Source organism: Aequorivita sp. CIP111184, assembly GCF_900489465.1.
Taxonomy (GTDB): Bacteria; Bacteroidota; Bacteroidia; order Flavobacteriales; family Flavobacteriaceae; genus Aequorivita.
On record NZ_UEFQ01000013.1, the window covers coordinates 654,391 to 675,614 of the forward strand.

Genomic DNA, 21,224 nt, shown 5'->3' on the forward strand with positions numbered 1-21,224 from the left:
TCCAAGTTTTTTAATTATAAACTCATCGGTCTCTCAACTTTTTTCTTTGGCAAGAACTTAACAACATTTTTTTTGGCAGTGGCGTAACTTCCAAGTAATTTCGTTGTCTATTTAAAAGTATGAAAGACAGCAAACAACGCAAGTATGATATTGCCTATCTGCGAATGGCTCAGGAGTGGAGTAAACTCTCTTATTGCAAGCGAAGACAGGTTGGCGCGCTTATTGTAAAAGATAAAATGATTATCAGCGATGGTTACAACGGTACACCCACAGGTTTTGAAAATATTTGCGAAGATGATGAAGGCTACACAAAATGGTACGTCCTTCACGCCGAAGCAAACGCAATTTTAAAAGTAGCATCTTCAACACAGGCCTGTCAAGGGGCAACATTATACATAACTATGTCTCCCTGCAAAGAATGTAGCAAATTGATTCATCAAGCAGGTATAAAAAGAATGGTTTATCAAAACGAATATAAAGACAATTCCGGCATAACCTTTTTGGAAAAAGCCGGAGTAAGCATACAACATATTTCAGATTTGGATTTAGAATAATGGGAAATCAAAAAAAATACTTGCCACTGTGGATTGGATTAGCGCTTGCCGCAGGTGTTTTTATTGGGTCAAAACTCAATTTCAACGATAATACCGAAAAGATTTTCGCCACAAATTCAAAAAAGGACAAACTCAACAGACTTATTGACTACATAGATTACGAATACGTGGATAACGTGAATACGGACAGTATTGTGGATGTTACGGTAAACGGAATTCTAGAAAATCTTGATCCACATTCTGTTTACATTCCAAAAAGTGAATATGCCCATAATGCCGACGACATGCGTGGCGCATTTACGGGAATTGGTGTGAGTTTCTACATTTATAAAGATACTATTGCAGTAATAAGATCTATTGAAGGCGGGCCTGCCGCACAAGCAGGAATAAAGGGCGGCGACAGAATAATATACGCTGACGGTAAAAAGCTTTTTGGCGAATTGGTCCAGCGTGATAGCATCTCCAACTATTTAAAAGGTGAAATAAACAGCAAAGTCGCACTCGATGTCTACCGCCCCAGTGAAAAGAAAACATTGGAAATAAAAGTTAGAAGAAAACAAGTGCCGCTAGTGAGTGTAGATGCTTCCTATAAATTAGCTGACGACTTGGGTTATATTAAATTGAACCGTTTTTCTGAAACCACGTACAAAGAATTTGAAGCAGCTCTAGATAATTTAAAAGACCAAGGTATTAAAAAATTGGTTTTAGACCTTCGCAACAATCCTGGAGGTTACATTTCCACTGCAGAGCGGGTTGTTGATGAATTTTTGGAAAATGATAAATTGGTTCTAATCACAAAAAATAAAAGTGGTGAAATCAACAAAACATACGCCACACGCCGTGGTGATTTTGAGCACGGAAAATTATATGTTCTTATTAATGAAAACTCTGCTTCGGCCAGTGAAATTGTAGCTGGAGCACTTCAAGATAATGACAAGGGAACCATAATTGGCCGCCGTTCTTTCGGAAAAGGATTGGTGCAACGCGAAATGTCGCTTGGCGATGGCAGCGCAGTTCGTTTGACTATTGCGCGTTATTATACACCAACCGGCCGTTCCATTCAAAGACCTTACGGAAACGGAAACGATACTTACTATAATGATTATGAAAAACGTTACCGAAATGGCGAATTGATTCACGCAGACAGCATCAAGGTTGCGGATTCATTAAGGTATGTTACCCCAAAAGGAAAGGTTGTCTACGGCGGTGGCGGAATTATACCCGATGTTTTTGTTCCAAAAGATACAAGCGTTGAAAATGAAACGCTACAATATGTTTCCCGAAGCGGCTTTATGAGTTATTTCATATTCGAATATCTAGAAAAAAATAGAACTTTTTTTAAAGGAATGAAATTCGAAGACTTCAGAAAGAATTTTAATGTAGATGATAAACTTTCCAAAGAATTCATTGAATACGCGAAGTTCAACGAAGCGCAGATAGACCTTTCAAAATATATTGAAGAGTTAAAAAGATCGCTGAAAGCGAATATTGCCCAACAACTTTTCGGCCCTAATGAATACGAAATCATTTTGAACGAAACAGATCCAATGCTCCTAAAAGTTTTGGAATTGGAGGCAGATAATCATTTAGACAAAAAGTAAAAAACTATTTTTTTACTTTCGATGCGATTCTTTTTGAGACAAGTAAAATGCCCAATGCCAAAATAGCACACAATCCCGCCAAAACGCTTACAGCAGCAATAGAACTTTCACCTTCTAATAAATGGTTAAAATCTAGTTGTGTTGTATTATAAATTACAAGCCCAGTAGCGCAGGCAATCAAGATGTAGATAAATATTTTCATTAATCTTTAGTTAAAAAGTTCTTGAATATTTGATGTGAAAAGTTTCACTGCAATGGCTAGCAAAATTACACCAAATATTTTTTGGATGACCGCAATTCCATTCTTTCCTAGAAAACGTTGCAACTTGCCAGAAGTTTTTAAAACTGCAAAAATAATCACAATATTTATCAATATTGCCACTATAATATTTTCAATGGCATATTCTGCGCGAAGGGAAAGTAATGTTGTCAAACTTCCAGGACCCGCCAAAAGGGGGAATGCCAAGGGAAAAATAGAAGCCATATCTGGGCTGGTATCGCTTTCCTTAAAAAGGGTAACTCCAAGTATCATTTCAAGCGCAATAAAGAAAAGTATTAAAGCACCGGCTACGGCAAATTCATTGACATTAACGCCAATAAGCTTCAAAATGCTTTCACCTAAAAAAAGAAAAACAATCATCACAATCGCTGCAATTATTGAAGCTTTTCCAGAATTAATATGACCAGCTTTCTCGCGAAGACCAATAATAATTGGAATGTTACCGATTATATCAATAACCGCAAAAAGCACCATTGTGGCTGTAATAATTTCCTTAAAATTTAAAACCATAGCTTTTGTGTGAAGGCGCAAAATTAGGCAATAAAAAGTGATGTAATACCCTAAACTCCCGTTAATAAAAGTATAATTTCTGCTTAATAAAACGAGTAAACAATCTATATTTGCGGCATGTTTCAACTTGGCAAAACAATAGTTTCCGAAGATATTATCAAAAAAGATTTTGTGTGCAACCTTAATGCCTGCAAAGGTGCCTGCTGTATTGAAGGTGAAGCGGGCGCACCAGTTTCTGAAGAGGAAGTTGGTATTCTCAAAGAAATCTATCCTAAAGTGAAACCTTTTCTTCGCTCAGAAGGTATTGCAGCTATTGAAAAACAAGGAACATATATTAAAACCGATTTAGACGAATTGGAAACTCCTTTAGTAGATGGCAAGGAGTGTGCATATGTTACATTTACAGACAAAGGTATTGCAAGCTGTGGTATTGAAGATGCTTTTAATGCTGGCGCAATTAATTTTATAAAACCTATTTCTTGTCATTTATATCCTGTTCGGGTTCAGGATTACAGTGAATTTTCAGCAATAAATTATCACCGTTGGCCCATATGTGATGATGCATGTACTTTGGGAAAGGAACTAAAGGTACCTGTTTATAAATTTGTAAAGACTGCCCTTATCCGTAAATTCGGCGAAAACTGGTATGCCGAACTCGAAAAAGTAGCTTCAGGAATATAACCCTCCAAATTAACTTCTTCTTCTCATTCAATCTACTCTGCTGATATTTACTATATTAGTGTTTCAATTTAATAAATTTATTCACTAACTAAAAATTCATAATATGAAAAAGTATGTATTGGTACTCTTTACCATTTCAGCTTTAATGGGTTGTAAGGACAATCCTGTAAGCAAAAAAATTAAGGAAACAAAAGAAGCGGTTTCAAACTCCACGAATGCAGTACAGGAAATGACCAAAATGCAGGACGATATAAAGGAACTGCAGGAAATCACTCCCCTTACCAATGAAGAACTAAAATCCTGGCTTCCCGATGAGGTAGCAGGAATGAAGCGCATAAGTTATAAAGCTGGTCAGGCGGGAATGATGAACATATCTTCCATTGAAGCTGCTTATGCCAATGAGGACAAATCCAAAAAATTCACAATCAATATCATTGACGGTGCTGGCCAAGTGGGTGCTGCAGCAACTGCAGGCTTAAGAATGGTGATGTCACAGGATTTTGAGGAAGAAGATGAAAATGGCTCCCGCAGAACGGTTTCTAAAATAGGAAAAAAAGCTATAGAGGACTACAGATCTGGAAACAATAACAGTAAAATTCAACTTATGGAGGGCAACCGTTTTTATCTTGAAGCCAAGGGAATGAATATGAATATTGATGAAACATGGGATGCAATTGACGAGTTAGATTTGGAAAAGTTGGGATAAACCTCTTTCTTAAGTTTAAATGTAAGCCGAAACACTAGTGTTTTCGGCTTTTTTTATGAATGTTACATTTGTTATAGCCTTTGGTACAATACTCATATTGCTACCCAGATACTTGCCATAAGTTTGTCTTAGAATTTTAAATCACTTATCAACAAAACTCCTCTATTTATAAAGTGAAATAAACAAGTATTAATTAAAAAACATGTAATCATGAAAAATGTAATTACCTTTTTAATGTGCTCACTTTGTATAATCACAGGGATTGCACAAACAGATTTAGCGGGAGACTCAACAATTATTCCCCAAAGAACCCCAGAACTTGATGCTTTGTACCAACAGGCAAAAGCTCTTGAACAAAACGGAACTGCGGCAGAAATAAACGCAAACCGACTTGCCATAAAAGATGCTTGGCAGGATATTGACGCTAATGTAGCTGCGCTTTATAAGCCCATTGTAACCAACAGACTGCCAGAAACGGTTGAAAACCTATCAATTAATGGAGTGTATATTCCTTCTGAAATATTTGAACGTGATGGAACCCCAGATTTTCCTGAAGATTGGGACACAGACCGACTCTTGAGAGACGATTATATTGACGCAGTAGATATGGATGTTACAGCTGAGGGCGATATCTATATTGGTGTGTATGAAAATATAATCGATTTTGGAGGAACCTTTGATTCTATTTTTTTATACCGCTCTGTTGATGCAGGAATTACATTTCAAGAGTGGAAGAAAGTTGGCGTAACTGCACCCATGCGCAAAATGCAAATTATATCTATGGATGGCGACGGCGATGATTACCTTCTTGCTTATTTAGTTACAGAATCCGAAAACTTTCAAGCTTGGCGTTGGAATATGGCTACTGGTGCTTTTGATGCCCAAGTTATTGCTTCTGACGTTACAGATTTTGGTGTAGATCGTAATTATCCATTGACTACTGCAACACAGCGATGTTTTGCAACTTATGAAAAAACCACAGGTTGTACTGAGGTATTCTCAGCAAGAACAAGCACAGGAACATACGGGTTTGGTTGGACTGATGAAGTAAGTTTAGGTCTTTGTGGGCAACAAGTAGAATTCACCTACGGTATTAATGGTGCATGCTATACTACATTTACTGGAGCAAATTCAGGAAGTTTATATGCAGCAGCAAATACAAACTATAATGACCCGGCATCTTGGGATGCGAATGAAAATATCATAAATGGAGCCACAACAGAAGTATTAAACCCAACAATCCGTGCAGCTAGATTACCACTCCCTAGCGATAAGGTTATAATTTGGGCATCACAAAGAGCAGCTGGATCTACTGATAATTATAATGGTTTGGGCCTTAAGCGTATAAATAGTGCGCCGTATGCAAATTTTAGCAATTTTCCTTCTGGTGGTGCAGATTGGAATATTGCCCATACCGATAGTTGGATGCGTAAAGACAATAATATAGATGTAATTCGCACATCGTATATACGCGACAATATTTCAGATACCCAATTTGATACCAACAGATCACTAACTTTCAATGGAACCGATTTTGATCCTTTTGAACCCGTAGTAGATGCTGGTATTAATGCTTTTGATGGCTTTGCTGCAGCCTCCGCAGAAACTGGGGATAATTTACCCTGCTTGGCTTTTGCAGGAACTAGTGGTGGTGGCACTTTTGGCTTTGGTCTGTATTTTGACGCCAAAACTGTTCTTGCCGTGGATGAAAACAATTTTGAAGGATTCAAATTCTATCCAAACCCTGCACAAGATATTTTGAACCTTTCTGCAACTAATACTATTGAAAGGGTTTCAATATTTTCATTATTAGGTCAAAAAATAATGGAAACTTCACCCAACCAAGATAATCCTTCCATCAATGTAGCATCCCTAAGCCAGGGAGTCTACCTTATGAAGGTAATGATTGATGGAAAATCAGCTACATACAAGATCATTAAACAATAAGAGGAGATTGTTTGATGTTTAAAAGAAGGGGTTTGCTTTAAAGCGGCCCCTTTTTTTTATTGAAGTATATATTATGAAAGCATATTCTAAAGCAAAAATCACGGTGCTGTTTTTGATAAATATTTTCAGAACCCAATAGGCTGTCGGGTCATTTGCTTATATTTACCGCATGCGGAATTTTCTTTTCATCTTATTCTTTTTTGCTACTATTGCTGGCTTTTCGCAGAGCGATGCTTTGGCCAAAAATTATTTTGAGCAAGGCCAGTTTGAAAAAGCATTGCGCATTTATGAAAAACTCAGCAAAGAAAGTCCGTATAGACTAGATTACTTTTTGGGAATGGTGGAAAGTAACCAGCAACTTGAAAATTTCACAGAGACAGAAAAACTTTTAAAAGCTAAGTTGGCTGACGGCCGTAACTTTCCGCAACTTTATGTAGAACTGGGCTATAATTATTCGCTTCAAAATCAAGCAGAGCTAGCAACTTCCAACTTCAATAAGGCTATAGAGGCAATTGACGTTAACCCAAACTTTGCCTACAATATTGGAAGTACTTTTCAAAAATACAGCTTGCTTGACGAAGCTGTAATTACTTATGAAAAAGCAATGACGTTGAGTGATAAGATAGATTTCAACATGCAACTTGCCCAGATTTATGGAGAACAGGGCAAGCTGGAAAAAATGTTTGATAGCTACCTTGGGTTGGTGGAAAAAAATGTTTCTTTTAAAGGCGCAGCGCAACGCTACTTTAGTCTTTACACGACAGAAGACCCAAACAACGAGGCAAATATTCTTCTTAAAAAAACATTGCTGCAACGCTCCCAGCAAAATCCAGATGTACTTTATAATGAATTATTGAGCTGGCTTTTTATTCAGCAGAAAGAATATAAAAAAGCATTTACACAGGAAAAAGCAATCTACAAACGCATAGGCGAAGATCTTGGCGGCATAACAGATCTAGCCTATATTACCATTGCTGACGAAGATTATGAAACCGGAAGAGAAATTGTAAATTATATTATTGAAAATTCCTTTACGCCTCAAAATAAGCTTCAAGGCAATCAAATCTTGATGAAAATGGAGGTGAAAACGGCCAAGCCCAAAGAATATTCTGAAGTGGAAAAAAAGTTTGAAAAGCTGTTGGACGAGTTTGGCCGAAATCGTGAAACCTATTTGCTTCAAATAGACTACAACCATTTTTTGGCATTTCAGAATAACAAAAAAGAACTAGCTATCGAAAACTTGAAATCTTTAGCTAAGCAAGATTTAACAGCCTACCAAGAGGCGCGAGTAAAAATGGAACTAGCAGATATTTTGGTTTTTGATGAAAAATTCAACGAAGCATTAATTTACTATTCCCAAATTCAGAAAAAAGTACAAAGCGATGTTTTGGCACAGGAAGCCCGTTTTAAAGTGGCGCGCACCAGCTATTTTAAAGGCGATTTTGAATGGGCACAAGTACAACTTGATGTGTTAAAAAAATCCACTTCACAATTAATGGCGAACGATGCAATGCAGCTCAGTTTACTAATTCACGACAATTCTTTGGAAGATTCTACACAAACAGCCCTAAAAAAATATGCTCGTGCTGATCTTTTAGAATTTCAGGACAAGGATGCGGAAGCCATTATCGCCTTGGAAGATATTTTAACCAATAACAAAGGTGAAAAAATTGAGGACGAAGCACTTTTGAAACAAGGTGAGATTTATGAAAAAAAAGGTGAATACACAAAAGCCGAAGCAAATTACCTCAAAATAATCGAGTTTTATAACGATGATATTTTAGCCGACGACGCACATTACCGCTTGGCAAAAATTTACGAAGAAAAGTTAAATCAACCGGAAAAAGCAAAGAAACAGTACGAAGAGATTATCTTCCACTTCGCGGACAGTATTTATTTTGTGGATGCTCGGAAGAAGTATCGTTCTTTGCGAGGAGATGCAATTAATTAAGCCTCTAATTTTAGATTTAAACAAATATGTATATCTACAATGTAACTATAAACATAGAAGAAACCATCCACGACAAATGGCTACAATGGATGAAAGCAGAGCATATTCCTGCAATGCTATCAACGGGAAAATTTAGCAAAGCGTTGATGACCCGAGTAATTGTAGAGGAAGAAATGGGCGGTATTACCTATTCTATCCAATATACAACTGACAGTAGAGAAACTTTAAAAAAGTATTATGCTGAAAATGCTGCCGAACTTCGAGCGCAGAGTAAGCCTTTTGAAGGAAAATTTGTCGCATTTCGCACTGAACTTGAAATTGTAAGTGAACACTGATGGGAAAAGAAGTACGTGCCAAAAAACATCTCGGCCAGCATTTTCTGAAAGACGAAGCCATAGCTGAAAAAATCGGGGATACACTCTCTTTGGAAGGCTATAAAAATGTTCTGGAAATCGGTCCTGGAATGGGCGTGCTTACCAAGTATTTAATTCAAAAAAATACAGAAGTTATCGCGATGGATCTCGACAAGGAATCTATTGCTTACCTAGAAGAAAATTACCCTAATAAAAACCTTAAAATCGTTGAAGCAGATTTTTTGAAGTATGATATCTCACAAATTTTTGGAGAAGAACAATTTGCCATAACGGGCAATTTTCCATATAATATTTCAACCCAAATAGTTTTTAAAATGCTGGAATGGAAAGAAAGAATACCTGAGTTTACAGGAATGTTCCAAAAAGAAGTTGCACAGCGTATCTGCGAGAAAGAGGGAAGCAAAGCTTATGGTATTCTATCGGTTTTGGCACAGGCTTTTTATGATGCCGAATATCTGTTTACCGTACCGCCTTCGGTTTTCAATCCGCCACCAAAAGTGGACAGTGGTGTACTCCGATTACGTAGAAAAGAAGATTTTTCGATTCCATGTAATGAAAAGATGCTTTATAAAGTAGTAAAAACCGCCTTTCAGCAACGCAGAAAAACGCTTCGTAACAGTTTAAAATCCTTCAATCTTTCCGATAAAATAAAAGAAGATACTATCTTTGGCCAACGTCCGGAACAACTTTCCGTTTCGCAATTTATAGCGCTCACACAAAAACTGGAAACCGATGCAATTTGAACTGACTGAAGAGTTTATAGAACAGATTGAACAGTATATCGCCAATAATGATGGTGATGCACTGAAAGGACTCTTACACGATTTTCACTTTGCCGATGTTGCTGAACTTCTCCAAGAACTAAACCACGAAGAAGCCACTTATTTAGTTAAACTTCTTGACAGCGAAATTACCAGTGAAGCTTTGATGGAACTGGATGAAGATTTTAGGGAACGCATTCTCGATAATCTTTCTCCTTCTGAAATTGCTGACGAGCTGGATGAAATGGACACCGATGATGCCGCCGATATTATCGCCGAGCTTGATGACGATATCCAAAGACAAGTAATAGACCACATTGAAGACGAAGACCACGCAGCAGATATTGTGGACCTTTTACGTTATGATGAAGACACTGCAGGTGGTTTAATGGCAAAGGAACTTGTTCGGGTTAAAGAAACTTGGACGGTTGCAGGATGCGTACGTGAAATGCGCAGACAAGCTGAAAACGTAACCCGGGTTCATTCTATTTATGTTACTGATAAACACGGAAGGCTAAAGGGAAGACTTTCATTGAAAGATCTGCTGACAGCTTCGGAAAGAGCACACATCAGCGATATTTATATTCCAAAAGTAGACTATGTAAATGTGCATACCGAAGCCGAAGATGTAGCACGAATAATGCAGAAATACGATTTAGAAGCCATTCCAGTAGTTGATGACGAAGGAATTCTAGTGGGAAGAATTACCATTGATGATATTGTAGATTTCATAAAAGAAGAAGCCGAAAAAGATTACCAAATGGCGGCGGGTATTTCGCAAGACGTTGAGGCGGACGACAGTATTTTCAAACTTACAAAAGCCCGCTTACCCTGGCTGATGATTGGAATGTTGGGCGGTTTGGGAGCCGCAAGTATCATTACCGGTTTCCAGTCAATGATGACTACTTTCCCAAAAATCATCATTTTTGTGCCTCTTATTCAGGCAACTGCAGGAAATGTGGGCGTACAGTCCAGTGCTATTGTAGTACAGGGTTTGGCAAACGATACTATAAAAGGAAATATTATAACCCGATTGTTAAAGGAGTCACTACTTGCACTTGTTAACGGAATTGCTATCGCTTTGGTGGTTTTGGTTATTAGTCATTTTGTTTTTTTTACAACTTATCTGGAATCCATTAGCATTGGTATCGCAATTATTTCCGTGATAATCCTTGCAGCTTTAATTGGCACTTTTGTACCAATTCTTTTAGATAAAAGGGGAATAGATCCTGCCGTGGCAACAGGTCCGTTTATAACTACCAGCAATGATATATTCGGAATACTCACCTATTTTCTTATTGCGAAATTAATTTTAGGCTTTTGAAATCTGAAATATTTAAACAGCGTTTTATCGTTCCGTCTTCCGCAATTGATGGTTTAAACCATGTAAATAATGTTACTTATTTGCAATGGTGTCTAGATGCCGCGGAAGCACACTGGATTTCAAAAACTTCGGAAGAACAACGGCAGAAAAATGTTTGGGTGGTTTTAAACCATTTTATTTCTTATAAAAATCCTTCTTTTTTAGGTGAAGAACTTGAAACGCAAACTTGGATTGATAATTACGATGGAGTAAAAAGCGAAAGGCATTACAAAATAATCCGTCCTTCCGATGGAAAAATAATTGTTGAAGCTACTACACTTTGGTGCTTTCTGGATGCAGAAACATTCCGGCCCACAAAAATTCCCGAAGAAACTGGCAAACTTTTTCAATAACATCACTGTTGTTAATCAATTCAATCCCCGATATTTTCAATACTTTTGCGCTATAAAACTGCACCGCATTGAGCGTTTTCAAAAAACTTTTCAAACAAACTTTTATTTACGGCTTGGCAACAGTGTTACCAAGGGTTTTGTCGGTTATTCTTGTGCCACTTTACGTAAAAGTTCTGTTGCCAGAAGAATACGGCATCTATTCCACCGTAATGGCATTTCTTATTTTAGGAAATGTTTTATTGAGCTATGGAATGGAAACGGCCTTTTTCAGGTTTGTGACAAAAGATGCTTCACAACAGAAAATTGTTCAATCCACAACGCTTACTTCACTCACGATTTCCACATTTATTTTCTTAGGAATAACGCTATTATTCAGAAATTATATAGCGGAGGTTTCAGATTTCAAGCCTGAATACGTTACCTACGGACTTTTAATTTTAGCATTGGACGCTTTAGTAGTGCTACCTTTTGTATGGTTTCGCGCCAATGAAAAACCAATGCGGTATGCCACGATTAAAATCTTTAATGTAGTTATCAATCTTCTTTTCAATCTATTCTTTCTTTTGATGCTTCCAAAGCTTGCTGAAAATAGTAGTTACTGGAATTCACTTTGGTTTCCCGAAAACAAAGTGGCGTATGTTTTCATTGCGAATTTAATTGCGAGCGCAGTAACGCTTTTGGTTCTGCTTCCGCTGTATGTGAAAATAGGTTTTGGCTTTAATAAAATTATTTGGAAACAAATGATGAAGTATGCGATTCCCGTACTAATTGCGGGAATTGCTTTCAGTATAAATGAAGCGTTTGACAGAATTCTTCTAAAATATCTTTTACCAGAAAATATTGCTGAGGTTCAAGTTGGCCTCTATTCAGCGTGCTACAAACTGGGAATGTTTATGACTCTTTTTGTAATGGCTTTCCGTTTGGGTATTGAACCTTTTTTTTTCAACCATTCCGGTCACAGCAATGCAAAAAATACCTATGCAACCATCACTAAATATTTCACGCTTTTTGGATGCTTGATTCTTCTGGTAGTTGTTGTTTACATTGACATTTTCAAACGTATTTTAATCCCAAACAGTCAATATTGGGAAGCCTTGAAAATTGTTCCACTTATACTTTTGGCGAATCTTTTTTTAGGCATTTACCACAATCTTTCCGTGTGGTACAAAGTGACGGACAGAACAAAATACGGCGCATACATTTCAATGTTCGCTGCAATTGTAACGTTGGTGCTTAACTATGTTTTAATTCCTATAATTGGTTATATGGGTTCTGCCGTTGCCACACTTGCTGCTTATGGCAGTATGATGGTGCTTTCGTACCTTTACGGACGTAAATATTATGACGTGCCATATGAAGTGAAAAAAATAAGCGGTTATTTATTGATGGCCATTGGCTTTTCAGCAATTTCCTTTTACGCTTTCAACGGAAATATTTGGATAGGAACTGCGTTGTTATTAGTATTTACCACAATTATGTTTTATTCTGAAAAGAATGAATTTTTAAAAATCATCAGAAAATAATTATTATGTCAGGTCGAGCGCAGTCGAGACCTATATTAAAATTGAAATATGAACAAAAATGAAGAGACACCCACTTTCGTGGGTGTGAAAATAATCAACAAGTCCAACCATCCTTTACCTTCCTACGAAACAATCGCATCTGCTGGAATGGATCTACGCGCCAACGTTGAAGGTCCTTCAACTTTAAAACCTTTGCAACGCGCCATCGTTAAAACGGGACTTTTTATAGAATTGCCTATTGGTTATGAAGCCCAAGTACGCCCACGAAGTGGTTTGGCCGCAAAAAAAGGGATTACAGTTCTCAACGCTCCCGGTACTATCGATGCCGATTATCGCGGTGAAATTGGGGTGATTTTGGTAAATCTTTCCAATGAAGATTTCACAATCGAACACGGTGAACGCATTGCACAGTTAGTAATTGCAAAACACGAACGCGCCGTTTGGGAAGAAGTGGAAGAACTGACTGATACATCTCGTGGTGCTGGTGGTTTCGGAAGTACTGGAACAAAATAAACCGTTATTCCGCACTTGTTGCGGAATCATATAAATTAAAATTTGAAGTATAATTAAAAAGATACCCGCCTACGCGGCATTAATATGAAAATAATAGTCCCAATGGCAGGCCGCGGAAGTCGCCTTCGCCCACATACACTTACTGTTCCAAAACCTTTAATTCCAGTTGCCGGAAAACCCATCGTGCATCGTTTGGTGGAAGACATCGTTGGCGTTTTGAATGAAGATATTGACGAAATTGCTTTCATTCTTGGCGATCCAGCTTTTTTTGGAGATGAGGTTGTTGAAAGTTTAAAAGAACTTGCTACAAATTTGGGCGCAAAACCAACAATATACCGCCAACTTGATCCAAAAGGAACCGGTCACGCTATTATGTGTGCCCAAGATTCACTTTCTGGACCAGCGGTAATTGCTTACGCAGATACGTTGATTCGTGCAGATTTTCACTTGGATAAAGAAGCTGACGCTGTAATTTGGACAAAAAAAGTGAAAAACCCAGAGGCTTATGGCGTTGTAAACCTCAACGAAAAAAACGAAATAATCGAGTTGGTTGAAAAACCCCAAGAATATGTGAGTGACCAAGCCGTTATAGGTATTTACTATTTTAAAGATGTGGCGCAACTTAAAAAAGAATTGCAATATGTTTTGGACAATAACATTATTAACGGTGGCGAATACCAAATTAACGATGGAATAAAAAGGATGATGGCCAATGGAAAAATTTTCAAAACCGGAACAGTTGATGAGTGGATGGATTGCGGAAACAAAGAAGTTACTGTAGAAACCAATCAAAAAATGTTAGGTTTTCTTTCTGAAGCAAATTACCCTTTGCTTTCGGAAAATATCAGTAATGAAAATTCAAAAATAATCGCTCCTTGTTTTATTGGTAAAAATGTTATTTTAAAAAATAGTACTATCGGCCCATATGCTTCTATTGGTGAAGGCACAGTAATTGAAGACAGTACCGTAAAAAATAGTATTATTCAAACCAATTCAAAAATAAAGAACGCAAATTTAGATAATGCCATGATTGGCAATTATGCTACTTTTGATGGAAATTTCACCAATGTGAGTATTGGCGATTATTCTGAACTGAAATAAAATTCCTGCGAAGGCAGGAATCTCATATTTGAAGCTAAAACTTAAATACATACTTCTATTTTTTATCGGAATTGTTCTTCCGAAGCAACTCTGTGGCCAAGAAATAAAAACTGATTCAATCCAAAACCCAATGGATCAATTGGGTGATGTAACTGATGCTTTTCAGGAAAACTTTTTTGAAGCACTCAAGCAAAAAGCAATTGAAAATTATGAGCTAGCACTCACCGCTTTAAATAAAGCCGAAAAAGCTGCAAAAAGTGAAGAAAACAAAGCCGTTGTATATTTTGAAATGGGTAAAAACCATACCTATTTAAAGGAATATGCACAAGCAGAAGCAAATTTCAACAAGGTTTTAAAAAGCCAGGGAAATAGACTGGATGTTTTGGAACAATTTTATGAGCTTTACTATCAACAAAAAGACTATGAAAAATCAATTGCGCTAGTGCAAAAATTGATTCCTTTTGATGAGGACTATAAAGAAGATTTGGCAAATTTATATACACTAACGCAACAATACGATAAGGCGTTGGAGCAGTTGGATGAACTTGACAACGTTTGGGGAGAAAGCGACATACGAAATGCTTTGCGTATTCAAATTTACCGATCTACCGGAAACACCGAAGGTGCCATTGAAAGTTTAGAACAAAAGATTGACAACAACCCAAAAAACGAAAAGGAATACTTAAATCTCATCTTTCTGTATAGCGAGCAGGGTAACGCTGAAAAAGCTTTTGATGCTGCAAAAAACCTTTTGCAAAGTAATCCCAAATCGCAGTTGGTACATTTGGCGCTGTATAAATTTTATTTGGATGAAGGCAACGCTTCAGAAGCAATAAAATCTATGAAAATCGTTTTTGCTTCAGAGAAAGTTGACAAAGAAACCAAATACAAAGTGTTGGGTGATTTTATTCAGTTTGTAAATGAAAATCCGCAATATGAAACCGATCTGGCAGAAATCGTTAATCAATTTTCTGTCGAAAACAGTCGGATTTATGAAAAACTCGGGGATTATTACGCGGCAAAAAACAGGAAAGAAGATGCGCTCAATGCCTATGAAAAAGGTATTGTTCAAGATTCTGATAATTACAATCTTTTAAGAAATACATTGTTGTTTCAAATTGATTTAAAAAAATATGATGCCGCTGCAAAATTAAGTTCCGAAGGATTGGAGTTTTTCCCCTCCCAGGCACTATTATATTTGCTAAATGGTGTTGCCAACAACGGTCTTCAAAAAAGTGATGCTGCTATTGAAAGTTTGGAAACTGGTTTAGATTTTATATTGGAAGACCCAAAAATGGAACATGATTTTTACGAACAGCTTAGTTTTGCATACACGCTAAAAGGTGATTCCAAAAAAGCAAAGATGTATCTTGATAAAGCCACAACAATAAGAATGAACAACTAAAATTTTATGAAATTGAAACCATTTTATTTGCTTTTATTATTTGTATTGGCTTCCTGTGGTGGCGTCAAAAACATTTCAAACCTTGAAAAAGCTTCTGCTAAAGAAGTAATTTCTGCTCACAAAGCCGCAAACCCCGATTTTAAAACTTTAGCAGGACGTATGCAGTTGGTTTATGAAACAGACGAAAAATTACAGAGTATTACTGTAAGTCTTCGGATGGAAAAGGATAAAAACATTTGGATTAAGGCTTCTATTTTAGGAATTACAATTTCTAAAGTTTTAATCACTCCCACAAGTGTGAGTTATTATGAAACAATCGGGAACACTTATTTTCAAGGTGATTTTGCAATTTTGGGTGAATGGATTGGCACACCAATAAATTTTCAACAGGCGCAAAATATGCTTTTGGGTCAATCAATTTTCACGTTAAATCCTTCAGAATATACTGTAGCCATTTTTCAAAATAAATTCAAAATTCAACCTAAGCAGCAACCACAAAATTTTATACATTCGCTCTTTTTGAATCCAGATAATTTCAAAGTTACTTCGGAAACTTTATCACAGCCCAATGATGAACGTTTGTTAAGCATTCGCTACGGTGATTATGAAAAAATTGGCGAACAATTCTATCCTTCAACTATTTTAATAGATACTTCGGAAAAAGGTTCGAAAACGAAAATTGAGATGAATTACAAAAAGATTGATTTGAACGTTGATGTAAGTTTTCCGTTTGATATTCCACAAGGTTATGAAGAAATCCACCTTAAATAAATGAAGCAATTCCGCGCATATCTTTTTTTATTTATCTGTTTAATTACAGTTTCTACAGTTTCTGCTCAAGTTGATAAACAGAAGGAATTGGAGGAAAAGCGTCAGGCTATTTTGGAAGAAATAAAGCAAATAAATTCGCTTCTTTTCAAAACAAAAAAGGAGGAAAAATCTGTGCTTTCACAAGTGGAAGACTTGAATCAACGCATTTCAGCATCCGAAAATTTAATTCGTGTTACCAATCAACAAGCCAATCTGCTTACAAGAAGTATAAATGATAATATTGAAAGTATAAGCAGCCTTCGTGAAGAACTAAAAGTGATGAAGGCAGATTATGCCGAAATGATTCGAAAATCATATAAAAGCAAAAACCAGCAGAGCCGCGTTATGTTTCTGCTTTCTTCAGAAAACTTTTTGCAAGCCTACAAACGTGTTCAGTACATGAAACAATATGCTAAGTTTCGAAAAAAGCAGGGGGAAGGTATTAAATCGAAAACAGAAGAATTGCAGAAACTTAATACAGATTTAATTGAACAGAAAAAAACCAAACAAAAATTGATAGCCGAGAATGAATTGGCTAAGAACAGCTTGACAGAAGAACGGAAAGATCAGCAAGCATTGGTAGCAACGCTAAAAAAGGACGAAAGCAAATTTACTACACAAATAAGAGCCAAACAGAAACAAGCGGATGAGATAGACCGACAGATAGATGCTTTGATTAAGGCAGCTATTGAAGAGGCAAACAGAATAGCTAGAGAAAAGGCTCTTGCGGCGGCAAAAGCAAACGCGAATAACAATAATACGACAACAGATACTTCTACCAAAAATGTTATAACCAAGCCAGCTTCTACGGAAGAATTTGCAATGACCGCTGAAGATAAAGCCCTTGCTGCAAGTTTTACAAGTAACAAAGGAAAACTACCTTGGCCAGTAGAAAAAGGAATGGTTGTAAAAAGTTTCGGAACCCACCAACATCCGCAATTCCCGAATGTTACTACCAATAGTAGTGGTGTGGAAATAGCCACGGCAGATAATGCCGCTGTACGCGCCATTTTTGAAGGACAGGTATTATCAATTCAAATTATTAAAGGGGCCAACAAGGTTGTTCTTATTCAGCATGGAGATTATATTTCAGTGTATAGTAACCTAGCTACCGTTTCAGTGAAAACAGGAGATAAGGTTTCTACCAAACAAAATATAGGAACCGTTGCTAAAAGCCCTACGGAAGGAAAAACCGTTTTGAAATTTTACATCTATCAAAACAAGACAAAAATAAATCCAGCAGACTGGATTTATAGAATGTAAAAAAAGGGAGCCATATAGGCTCCCTTTTAATTAATAATTTTCAAGAATTTATTGTATCACCAATTTTTTGGTTGCAGTACTATCTCCAGCTATAATAGTTATAAAATATATTCCAGAGGCGTAGTTTGAAACATTTAGTGAGGATGTGGTAGTGTTATCAATATTACTTTTTCGCTGTAAAATTTGACCTAAACTGTTTGCTATAGAAACCTCATAAGTATTGAATGTTTTATCGGAAATACTAATGAATACATCATTTGTGGCTGGGTTTGGGTAAAGTGCCACGGCATCGCTAATGGTGTTGTCTGAGACCCCTAATGTACAGTTAAAAAGACCTCCCTCATAAAACTTAGCTCGGTTTCTCTCTCCTTCCCATCCTTCTGTATCATTTTTAGCACTAATTGCGAACCACATTTCCGCATTAGGATCCACAATAGGAATAGTTATGGAATTTGTGTTTGATGTTGCAACAACTTCCATGTATTTTTCACCTAAAAGATAAAGATCATATGATTCTGCGCCATCAACTGCACTCCATTCAAAATAAGCAGATTCTGGACAAACTTCTACAATATTATAATTATTTGTAATTCTTGCTATATTGAATGTAGTGTCGCTAACATCTTGGTAGGAGCCTCTAGTTACTCTTAAAAGCATATTTCCACCTACATCATCTGGAACGTTCCAAGTGTAAAAGTGAGTGTCGTTAGGCACAGTTGCAATGTTATTCCAGCTGCTTCCATTGTTATTAGAATATTCTAAAACAAAATCATCTGTTGTATTCACTTCATCCCAATGTAGCGTTTCGGCTATAAATGGCTGAAAATGTTCTCCCCCATTAGGAAAGGTCATTACAACGTGTTCGGAAATAAGTTCATAAACAATATAATATTCCTGTGGTCCCACTGGTACATTAAAACCTGTAATATCAATATCATAATTTCCAGCTGCCGGATCGTTTATTAAAACTTGCTCCATATTATTTAAATGGTCTGGGCCGTTGATAGCGGGATTGTTAAGAGTTACAGGATCTGGTGTTGGATCTAGAATCCAAGGTTCATAGGTGCTGTTTGATGGATCTGTTACAACCAAATCCAAATCGTTCACCAAAGCTGGATCTGCTCCGGGCGTTGCTGCCTCATCGCTCCAGTAAACCATGAAACGAACTTGTGTAGTTCCAGCGGGAACATTGATAGTGTGAGTGTTCGTGTTGCCTTGTGTAACTTCGTCAGAAAGATAGCGGCCATCTTCTATAAGTTTGACGGCCTGAAGGGCATTCACAATTCCCCAACCAAATTTGTAATCTGGCCCTATATTTCCTGCTTCATTGGCAGTATTCATTAGGGTTGCTTTTATTAATGCTGAGGGAGGAAAATCCCCTCCGTTCAATTCTCCATAAGCTTGATAAAGTTGTGCAGAAATTCCTGCAATACCTGGCGCTGCTCCAGATGTGCCTCCAAAGGTCTGATAAGTATTGTTTTCATTTGTGGAAATTTGATTTTGACCATTTGCGGCAATATCTGGTTTAATTCTTCCATCGTGGGCAGGTCCACGACTACTTGAAGTTACTAATGCTCCATCAAAAAATACATTGGCGGTTGCAATAACATTTTTACCTTGTTTGTGGCCTCCAGTAATATTTCCCCATTGACTTCCAGCACCATACCCACAATCGCTTCCATTTGAATTTCCTGCTGAGAAAACATGAAGTAATGTTGGTATGGCTAATGTTTGTTGATCTACGGTTCGCGTAATGCTTGTATAGCCATCATTACAACCATTACTATAGGAAGAGTTTGTTATTTGAACCGTTCCGTCATTAATCAAATTAAGAGTTGAGCTGTCCAAAAAATTACTTTGGTAGTTAACTACGTATACATCTGCCCCTGCAGCCATACCACGATTAGACGGAACCAAATTCCCTGCGCCTGCCATAATTCCAGCAACGCCATCGCCGTGAGATTGGTTTGCAACATTGGTAAGATTTGTTAGTCTTCCTTCAAAATCAATGTGTGGACCCACGCGTCCGTCATCGCGGACCATTACGCCAATTCCTTCGCCAGAATAATTTCTACCAGCCCCAGTTTGTGTGTCCAAACTATTCGCTCTGTGAAGACTTCTTCCTCTGGTATCATCTGGGACAGCTGGTGCTACCACAAGATCAACCCATTTAACAAAAGGAAGGTTTGAAAGAGTTTCCAAGCAATTATTTGGAATGGAAAGATCTAACATATTTTGTTCCTTATAATTTTGCTTTACAATTATTTGTTGACGCCCTAACTCACTTATTGCGTAATTGTCAGTAACATTTTTATGGTATTGAAGTGTAACTAAAATATTATCGCCATCCATTGCCCAATAATCATAATCGCCGCTTTTTAATTTTGATGAAAGCTTCGCTCTGCCATCAACGGGAACAATGGTGCGCACACCGTTATTTTTTAGCAATGTGATAGAAGTATTCTCCGGAAAATAAAAAAGGTAGGTACGGTGTGGAATATATTCCAATAATTGCAGATTATTTTGTTTGAATAAATCCTGAACCTGCTGTGAAGGAGTTTCATAAAATTGAATCCAGCCAACATAGCCATTGTTTAACCTAGCAGATTCGGGCATTTGGTTCCATTGAAAAGTAGCTATGTTTTCAGGCATTTCATAAGTTTCACCTTGAAAATTTATGTCGTTTGAATTTTGTGCAAATGTCAGTGAAAAAACAAACAGCAACACCAAGAATGAAAAGGTCTTAATTTTTGAATAAGTAATTTTTGCCATAATAGACTTGTTTTAATTGGGTTATGAATTAACAAAACGACATAAATTACCGTCATCTTTTCTCAAATATATTTATTTGAATCCATTAACAAGTCATTTCAAAACAAAAAACAGGAAATTTAACACAATTCCCTCTCTTTGGAAGAAGCAGTAAATCAATAGTTTAGGGAGAAATTGAAGATGTGTTACTGAAACAAAGCCTTTAATTCAGTAGCTTCTTTGGGCTTCATTTTTCCAGCTAGAACCAAACTAAGTTGTTTACGACGGAGAGCCGCTATAAAGCGTGACTTTTCAATTTCGGTTTCTGGGACAAGCTCGGGAACACGAACAGGATGCCCCATTTCGTCCACCGCTACAAAAGTATATATGGCTTCATTGGAAAGACTTCTTTCCCCGCTTTCGCGATCTTCAATATAAACGTCCATATACACCTCCATAGAGCTGCTAAAGGCGCGTGAAACCTTGGCTTCAACAGTCACTACACTTCCTAATGGAATCATTTTATTGAATGCCACGTGATTCACAGAAGCGGTAACAACAATCCTTCTACTGTGTCGGCGTGCAGCAATACTAGCAGCACGATCCATTCTGGCCAATAGTTCACCACCAAACATATTACCTATAGGGTTTGTTTCGCTGGGAAGGACCATATCGGTGTAAATAGTCAACGAATTTTTTGGAGTTTTGGATTGCATCAGAATTTTTTTTGCAAAGATACCGAAGTTGGGAAAAAAGAGAAGAGAAAAAGAGAAAAGT

Annotated in this window: 20 protein-coding genes; 16 read left to right on the forward strand and 4 right to left on the reverse strand. The window is 37.2% G+C overall.

The genetic code is table 11. The features are described 5' to 3' along the window. The first annotated feature begins 119 nt into the window (after window positions 1-119). Together AEQU1_RS03125 and AEQU1_RS03130 are read left to right on the forward strand one after the other, a co-directional pair. Window positions 120-554: a dCMP deaminase family protein gene (locus tag AEQU1_RS03125; protein ID WP_111878695.1), complete on the forward strand. Its 435-nt coding sequence runs from the start codon at window positions 120-122 to the stop codon at window positions 552-554. Continuing rightward, window positions 554-2,155: a S41 family peptidase gene (locus AEQU1_RS03130; protein WP_111878697.1), complete on the forward strand. Its 1,602-nt coding sequence runs from the start codon at window positions 554-556 to the stop codon at window positions 2,153-2,155. Before AEQU1_RS03125 ends, AEQU1_RS03130 begins: the two co-directional genes overlap by 1 nt. Before the next feature lie 4 nt (window positions 2,156-2,159). Here the strand turns inward: AEQU1_RS03130 and AEQU1_RS03135 are convergent, their stop codons facing one another. Then, on the reverse strand, window positions 2,160-2,357 hold the full coding sequence (locus tag AEQU1_RS03135) for a hypothetical protein (protein ID WP_111878699.1): 198 nt from the start codon (window positions 2,355-2,357) through the stop codon (window positions 2,160-2,162). Window positions 2,358-2,363: 6 nt separating this feature from the next. Beyond that, complete coding sequence (locus AEQU1_RS03140) at window positions 2,364-2,945, reverse strand: MarC family protein (protein ID WP_111879039.1); 582 nt, start codon at window positions 2,943-2,945, stop codon at window positions 2,364-2,366. 117 nt (window positions 2,946-3,062) lie between these two features. On the opposite strand from AEQU1_RS03140, the gene AEQU1_RS03145 reads away from it, so the two are divergent. The 14 genes from AEQU1_RS03145 to AEQU1_RS03210 all read left to right on the forward strand — a co-directional run bounded on the left by AEQU1_RS03145 (window position 3,063) and on the right by AEQU1_RS03210 (window position 17,696). Beyond that, the gene (locus AEQU1_RS03145; protein WP_111878701.1) at window positions 3,063-3,626 is read left to right on the forward strand and encodes a DUF3109 family protein; all 564 of its coding nucleotides are present in this window, start codon (window positions 3,063-3,065) and stop codon (window positions 3,624-3,626) included. A gap of 103 nt (window positions 3,627-3,729) precedes the next feature. Next, window positions 3,730-4,332: a hypothetical protein gene (locus AEQU1_RS03150; RefSeq protein ID WP_111878703.1), complete on the forward strand. Its 603-nt coding sequence runs from the start codon at window positions 3,730-3,732 to the stop codon at window positions 4,330-4,332. Window positions 4,333-4,542: 210 nt separating this feature from the next. Further along, complete coding sequence (locus AEQU1_RS03155) at window positions 4,543-6,279, forward strand: T9SS type A sorting domain-containing protein (protein ID WP_111878704.1); 1,737 nt, start codon at window positions 4,543-4,545, stop codon at window positions 6,277-6,279. A 169-nt stretch (window positions 6,280-6,448) separates the two neighbouring features. Continuing rightward, complete coding sequence (locus tag AEQU1_RS03160; RefSeq protein ID WP_111878706.1) at window positions 6,449-8,230, forward strand: tetratricopeptide repeat protein; 1,782 nt, start codon at window positions 6,449-6,451, stop codon at window positions 8,228-8,230. 26 nt (window positions 8,231-8,256) lie between these two features. Continuing rightward, window positions 8,257-8,565, forward strand: a complete 309-nt coding sequence (locus tag AEQU1_RS03165) for a DUF4286 family protein (protein ID WP_111878707.1) — start codon at window positions 8,257-8,259, stop codon at window positions 8,563-8,565. Next, window positions 8,565-9,347, forward strand: coding sequence for a 16S rRNA (adenine(1518)-N(6)/adenine(1519)-N(6))-dimethyltransferase RsmA (gene rsmA / locus AEQU1_RS03170; protein ID WP_111878708.1), 783 nt, complete (start codon window positions 8,565-8,567; stop codon window positions 9,345-9,347). The genes AEQU1_RS03165 and rsmA overlap by 1 nt, the downstream gene beginning before the upstream one ends. Then, the gene (gene mgtE / locus AEQU1_RS03175) at window positions 9,337-10,689 is read left to right on the forward strand and encodes a magnesium transporter (protein ID WP_111878710.1); all 1,353 of its coding nucleotides are present in this window, start codon (window positions 9,337-9,339) and stop codon (window positions 10,687-10,689) included. The genes rsmA and mgtE overlap by 11 nt, the downstream gene beginning before the upstream one ends. Further along, window positions 10,686-11,081: a thioesterase family protein gene (locus tag AEQU1_RS03180; RefSeq protein WP_111878711.1), complete on the forward strand. Its 396-nt coding sequence runs from the start codon at window positions 10,686-10,688 to the stop codon at window positions 11,079-11,081. Before mgtE ends, AEQU1_RS03180 begins: the two co-directional genes overlap by 4 nt. Window positions 11,082-11,149: 68 nt before the next feature. Then, a complete protein-coding gene (locus AEQU1_RS03185) occupies window positions 11,150-12,604 on the forward strand; it encodes an oligosaccharide flippase family protein (protein ID WP_111878712.1) in 1,455 nt (484 codons plus the stop codon). A gap of 78 nt (window positions 12,605-12,682) precedes the next feature. Continuing rightward, window positions 12,683-13,117, forward strand: coding sequence for a dUTP diphosphatase (dut, locus tag AEQU1_RS03190; RefSeq protein WP_111879041.1), 435 nt, complete (start codon window positions 12,683-12,685; stop codon window positions 13,115-13,117). Between the two features lie 84 nt (window positions 13,118-13,201). Then, on the forward strand, window positions 13,202-14,218 hold the full coding sequence (locus AEQU1_RS03195) for a sugar phosphate nucleotidyltransferase (protein ID WP_111878714.1): 1,017 nt from the start codon (window positions 13,202-13,204) through the stop codon (window positions 14,216-14,218). Window positions 14,219-14,246: 28 nt separating this feature from the next. Further along, complete coding sequence (locus AEQU1_RS03200; RefSeq protein WP_111878715.1) at window positions 14,247-15,623, forward strand: lipopolysaccharide assembly protein LapB; 1,377 nt, start codon at window positions 14,247-14,249, stop codon at window positions 15,621-15,623. A gap of 6 nt (window positions 15,624-15,629) precedes the next feature. Continuing rightward, window positions 15,630-16,394 carry a DUF4292 domain-containing protein gene (locus tag AEQU1_RS03205; protein ID WP_111878716.1) on the forward strand — a complete coding sequence of 255 codons (765 nt, stop codon included), beginning with the start codon at window positions 15,630-15,632 and terminating at the stop codon, window positions 16,392-16,394. Then, complete coding sequence (locus AEQU1_RS03210) at window positions 16,395-17,696, forward strand: murein hydrolase activator EnvC (protein ID WP_111878717.1); 1,302 nt, start codon at window positions 16,395-16,397, stop codon at window positions 17,694-17,696. 48 nt (window positions 17,697-17,744) lie between these two features. On the opposite strand, the gene AEQU1_RS03215 is transcribed toward AEQU1_RS03210, so the two are convergent. Both AEQU1_RS03215 and AEQU1_RS03220 read right to left on the reverse strand, forming a co-directional pair. Next, window positions 17,745-20,468, reverse strand: a complete 2,724-nt coding sequence (locus AEQU1_RS03215) for a S8 family serine peptidase (RefSeq protein WP_111878719.1) — start codon at window positions 20,466-20,468, stop codon at window positions 17,745-17,747. A 185-nt stretch (window positions 20,469-20,653) separates the two neighbouring features. Then, complete coding sequence (locus AEQU1_RS03220; RefSeq protein WP_111878720.1) at window positions 20,654-21,163, reverse strand: acyl-CoA thioesterase; 510 nt, start codon at window positions 21,161-21,163, stop codon at window positions 20,654-20,656. Window positions 21,164-21,224: the final 61 nt, after the last annotated feature.

What these genes read in the sequence shown, in the direction of transcription:
- AEQU1_RS03125 (WP_111878695.1), top strand. Translation starts at nt 120, where the DNA reads ATGAAAGACAGCAAACAACGCAAGTATGATATTGCCTATCTGCGAATG.
- AEQU1_RS03130 (WP_111878697.1), top strand. Translation starts at nt 554, where the DNA reads ATGGGAAATCAAAAAAAATACTTGCCACTGTGGATTGGATTAGCGCTT.
- AEQU1_RS03135 (WP_111878699.1), bottom strand. Translation starts at nt 2,357, where the DNA reads ATGAAAATATTTATCTACATCTTGATTGCCTGCGCTACTGGGCTTGTA.
- AEQU1_RS03140 (WP_111879039.1), bottom strand. Translation starts at nt 2,945, where the DNA reads ATGGTTTTAAATTTTAAGGAAATTATTACAGCCACAATGGTGCTTTTT.
- AEQU1_RS03145 (WP_111878701.1), top strand. Translation starts at nt 3,063, where the DNA reads ATGTTTCAACTTGGCAAAACAATAGTTTCCGAAGATATTATCAAAAAA.
- AEQU1_RS03150 (WP_111878703.1), top strand. Translation starts at nt 3,730, where the DNA reads ATGAAAAAGTATGTATTGGTACTCTTTACCATTTCAGCTTTAATGGGT.
- AEQU1_RS03155 (WP_111878704.1), top strand. Translation starts at nt 4,543, where the DNA reads ATGAAAAATGTAATTACCTTTTTAATGTGCTCACTTTGTATAATCACA.
- AEQU1_RS03160 (WP_111878706.1), top strand. Translation starts at nt 6,449, where the DNA reads ATGCGGAATTTTCTTTTCATCTTATTCTTTTTTGCTACTATTGCTGGC.
- AEQU1_RS03165 (WP_111878707.1), top strand. Translation starts at nt 8,257, where the DNA reads ATGTATATCTACAATGTAACTATAAACATAGAAGAAACCATCCACGAC.
- rsmA (WP_111878708.1), top strand. Translation starts at nt 8,565, where the DNA reads ATGGGAAAAGAAGTACGTGCCAAAAAACATCTCGGCCAGCATTTTCTG.
- mgtE (WP_111878710.1), top strand. Translation starts at nt 9,337, where the DNA reads ATGCAATTTGAACTGACTGAAGAGTTTATAGAACAGATTGAACAGTAT.
- AEQU1_RS03195 (WP_111878714.1), top strand. Translation starts at nt 13,202, where the DNA reads ATGAAAATAATAGTCCCAATGGCAGGCCGCGGAAGTCGCCTTCGCCCA.
- AEQU1_RS03205 (WP_111878716.1), top strand. Translation starts at nt 15,630, where the DNA reads ATGAAATTGAAACCATTTTATTTGCTTTTATTATTTGTATTGGCTTCC.
- AEQU1_RS03210 (WP_111878717.1), top strand. Translation starts at nt 16,395, where the DNA reads ATGAAGCAATTCCGCGCATATCTTTTTTTATTTATCTGTTTAATTACA.
- AEQU1_RS03215 (WP_111878719.1), bottom strand. Translation starts at nt 20,468, where the DNA reads ATGGCAAAAATTACTTATTCAAAAATTAAGACCTTTTCATTCTTGGTG.
- AEQU1_RS03220 (WP_111878720.1), bottom strand. Translation starts at nt 21,163, where the DNA reads ATGCAATCCAAAACTCCAAAAAATTCGTTGACTATTTACACCGATATG.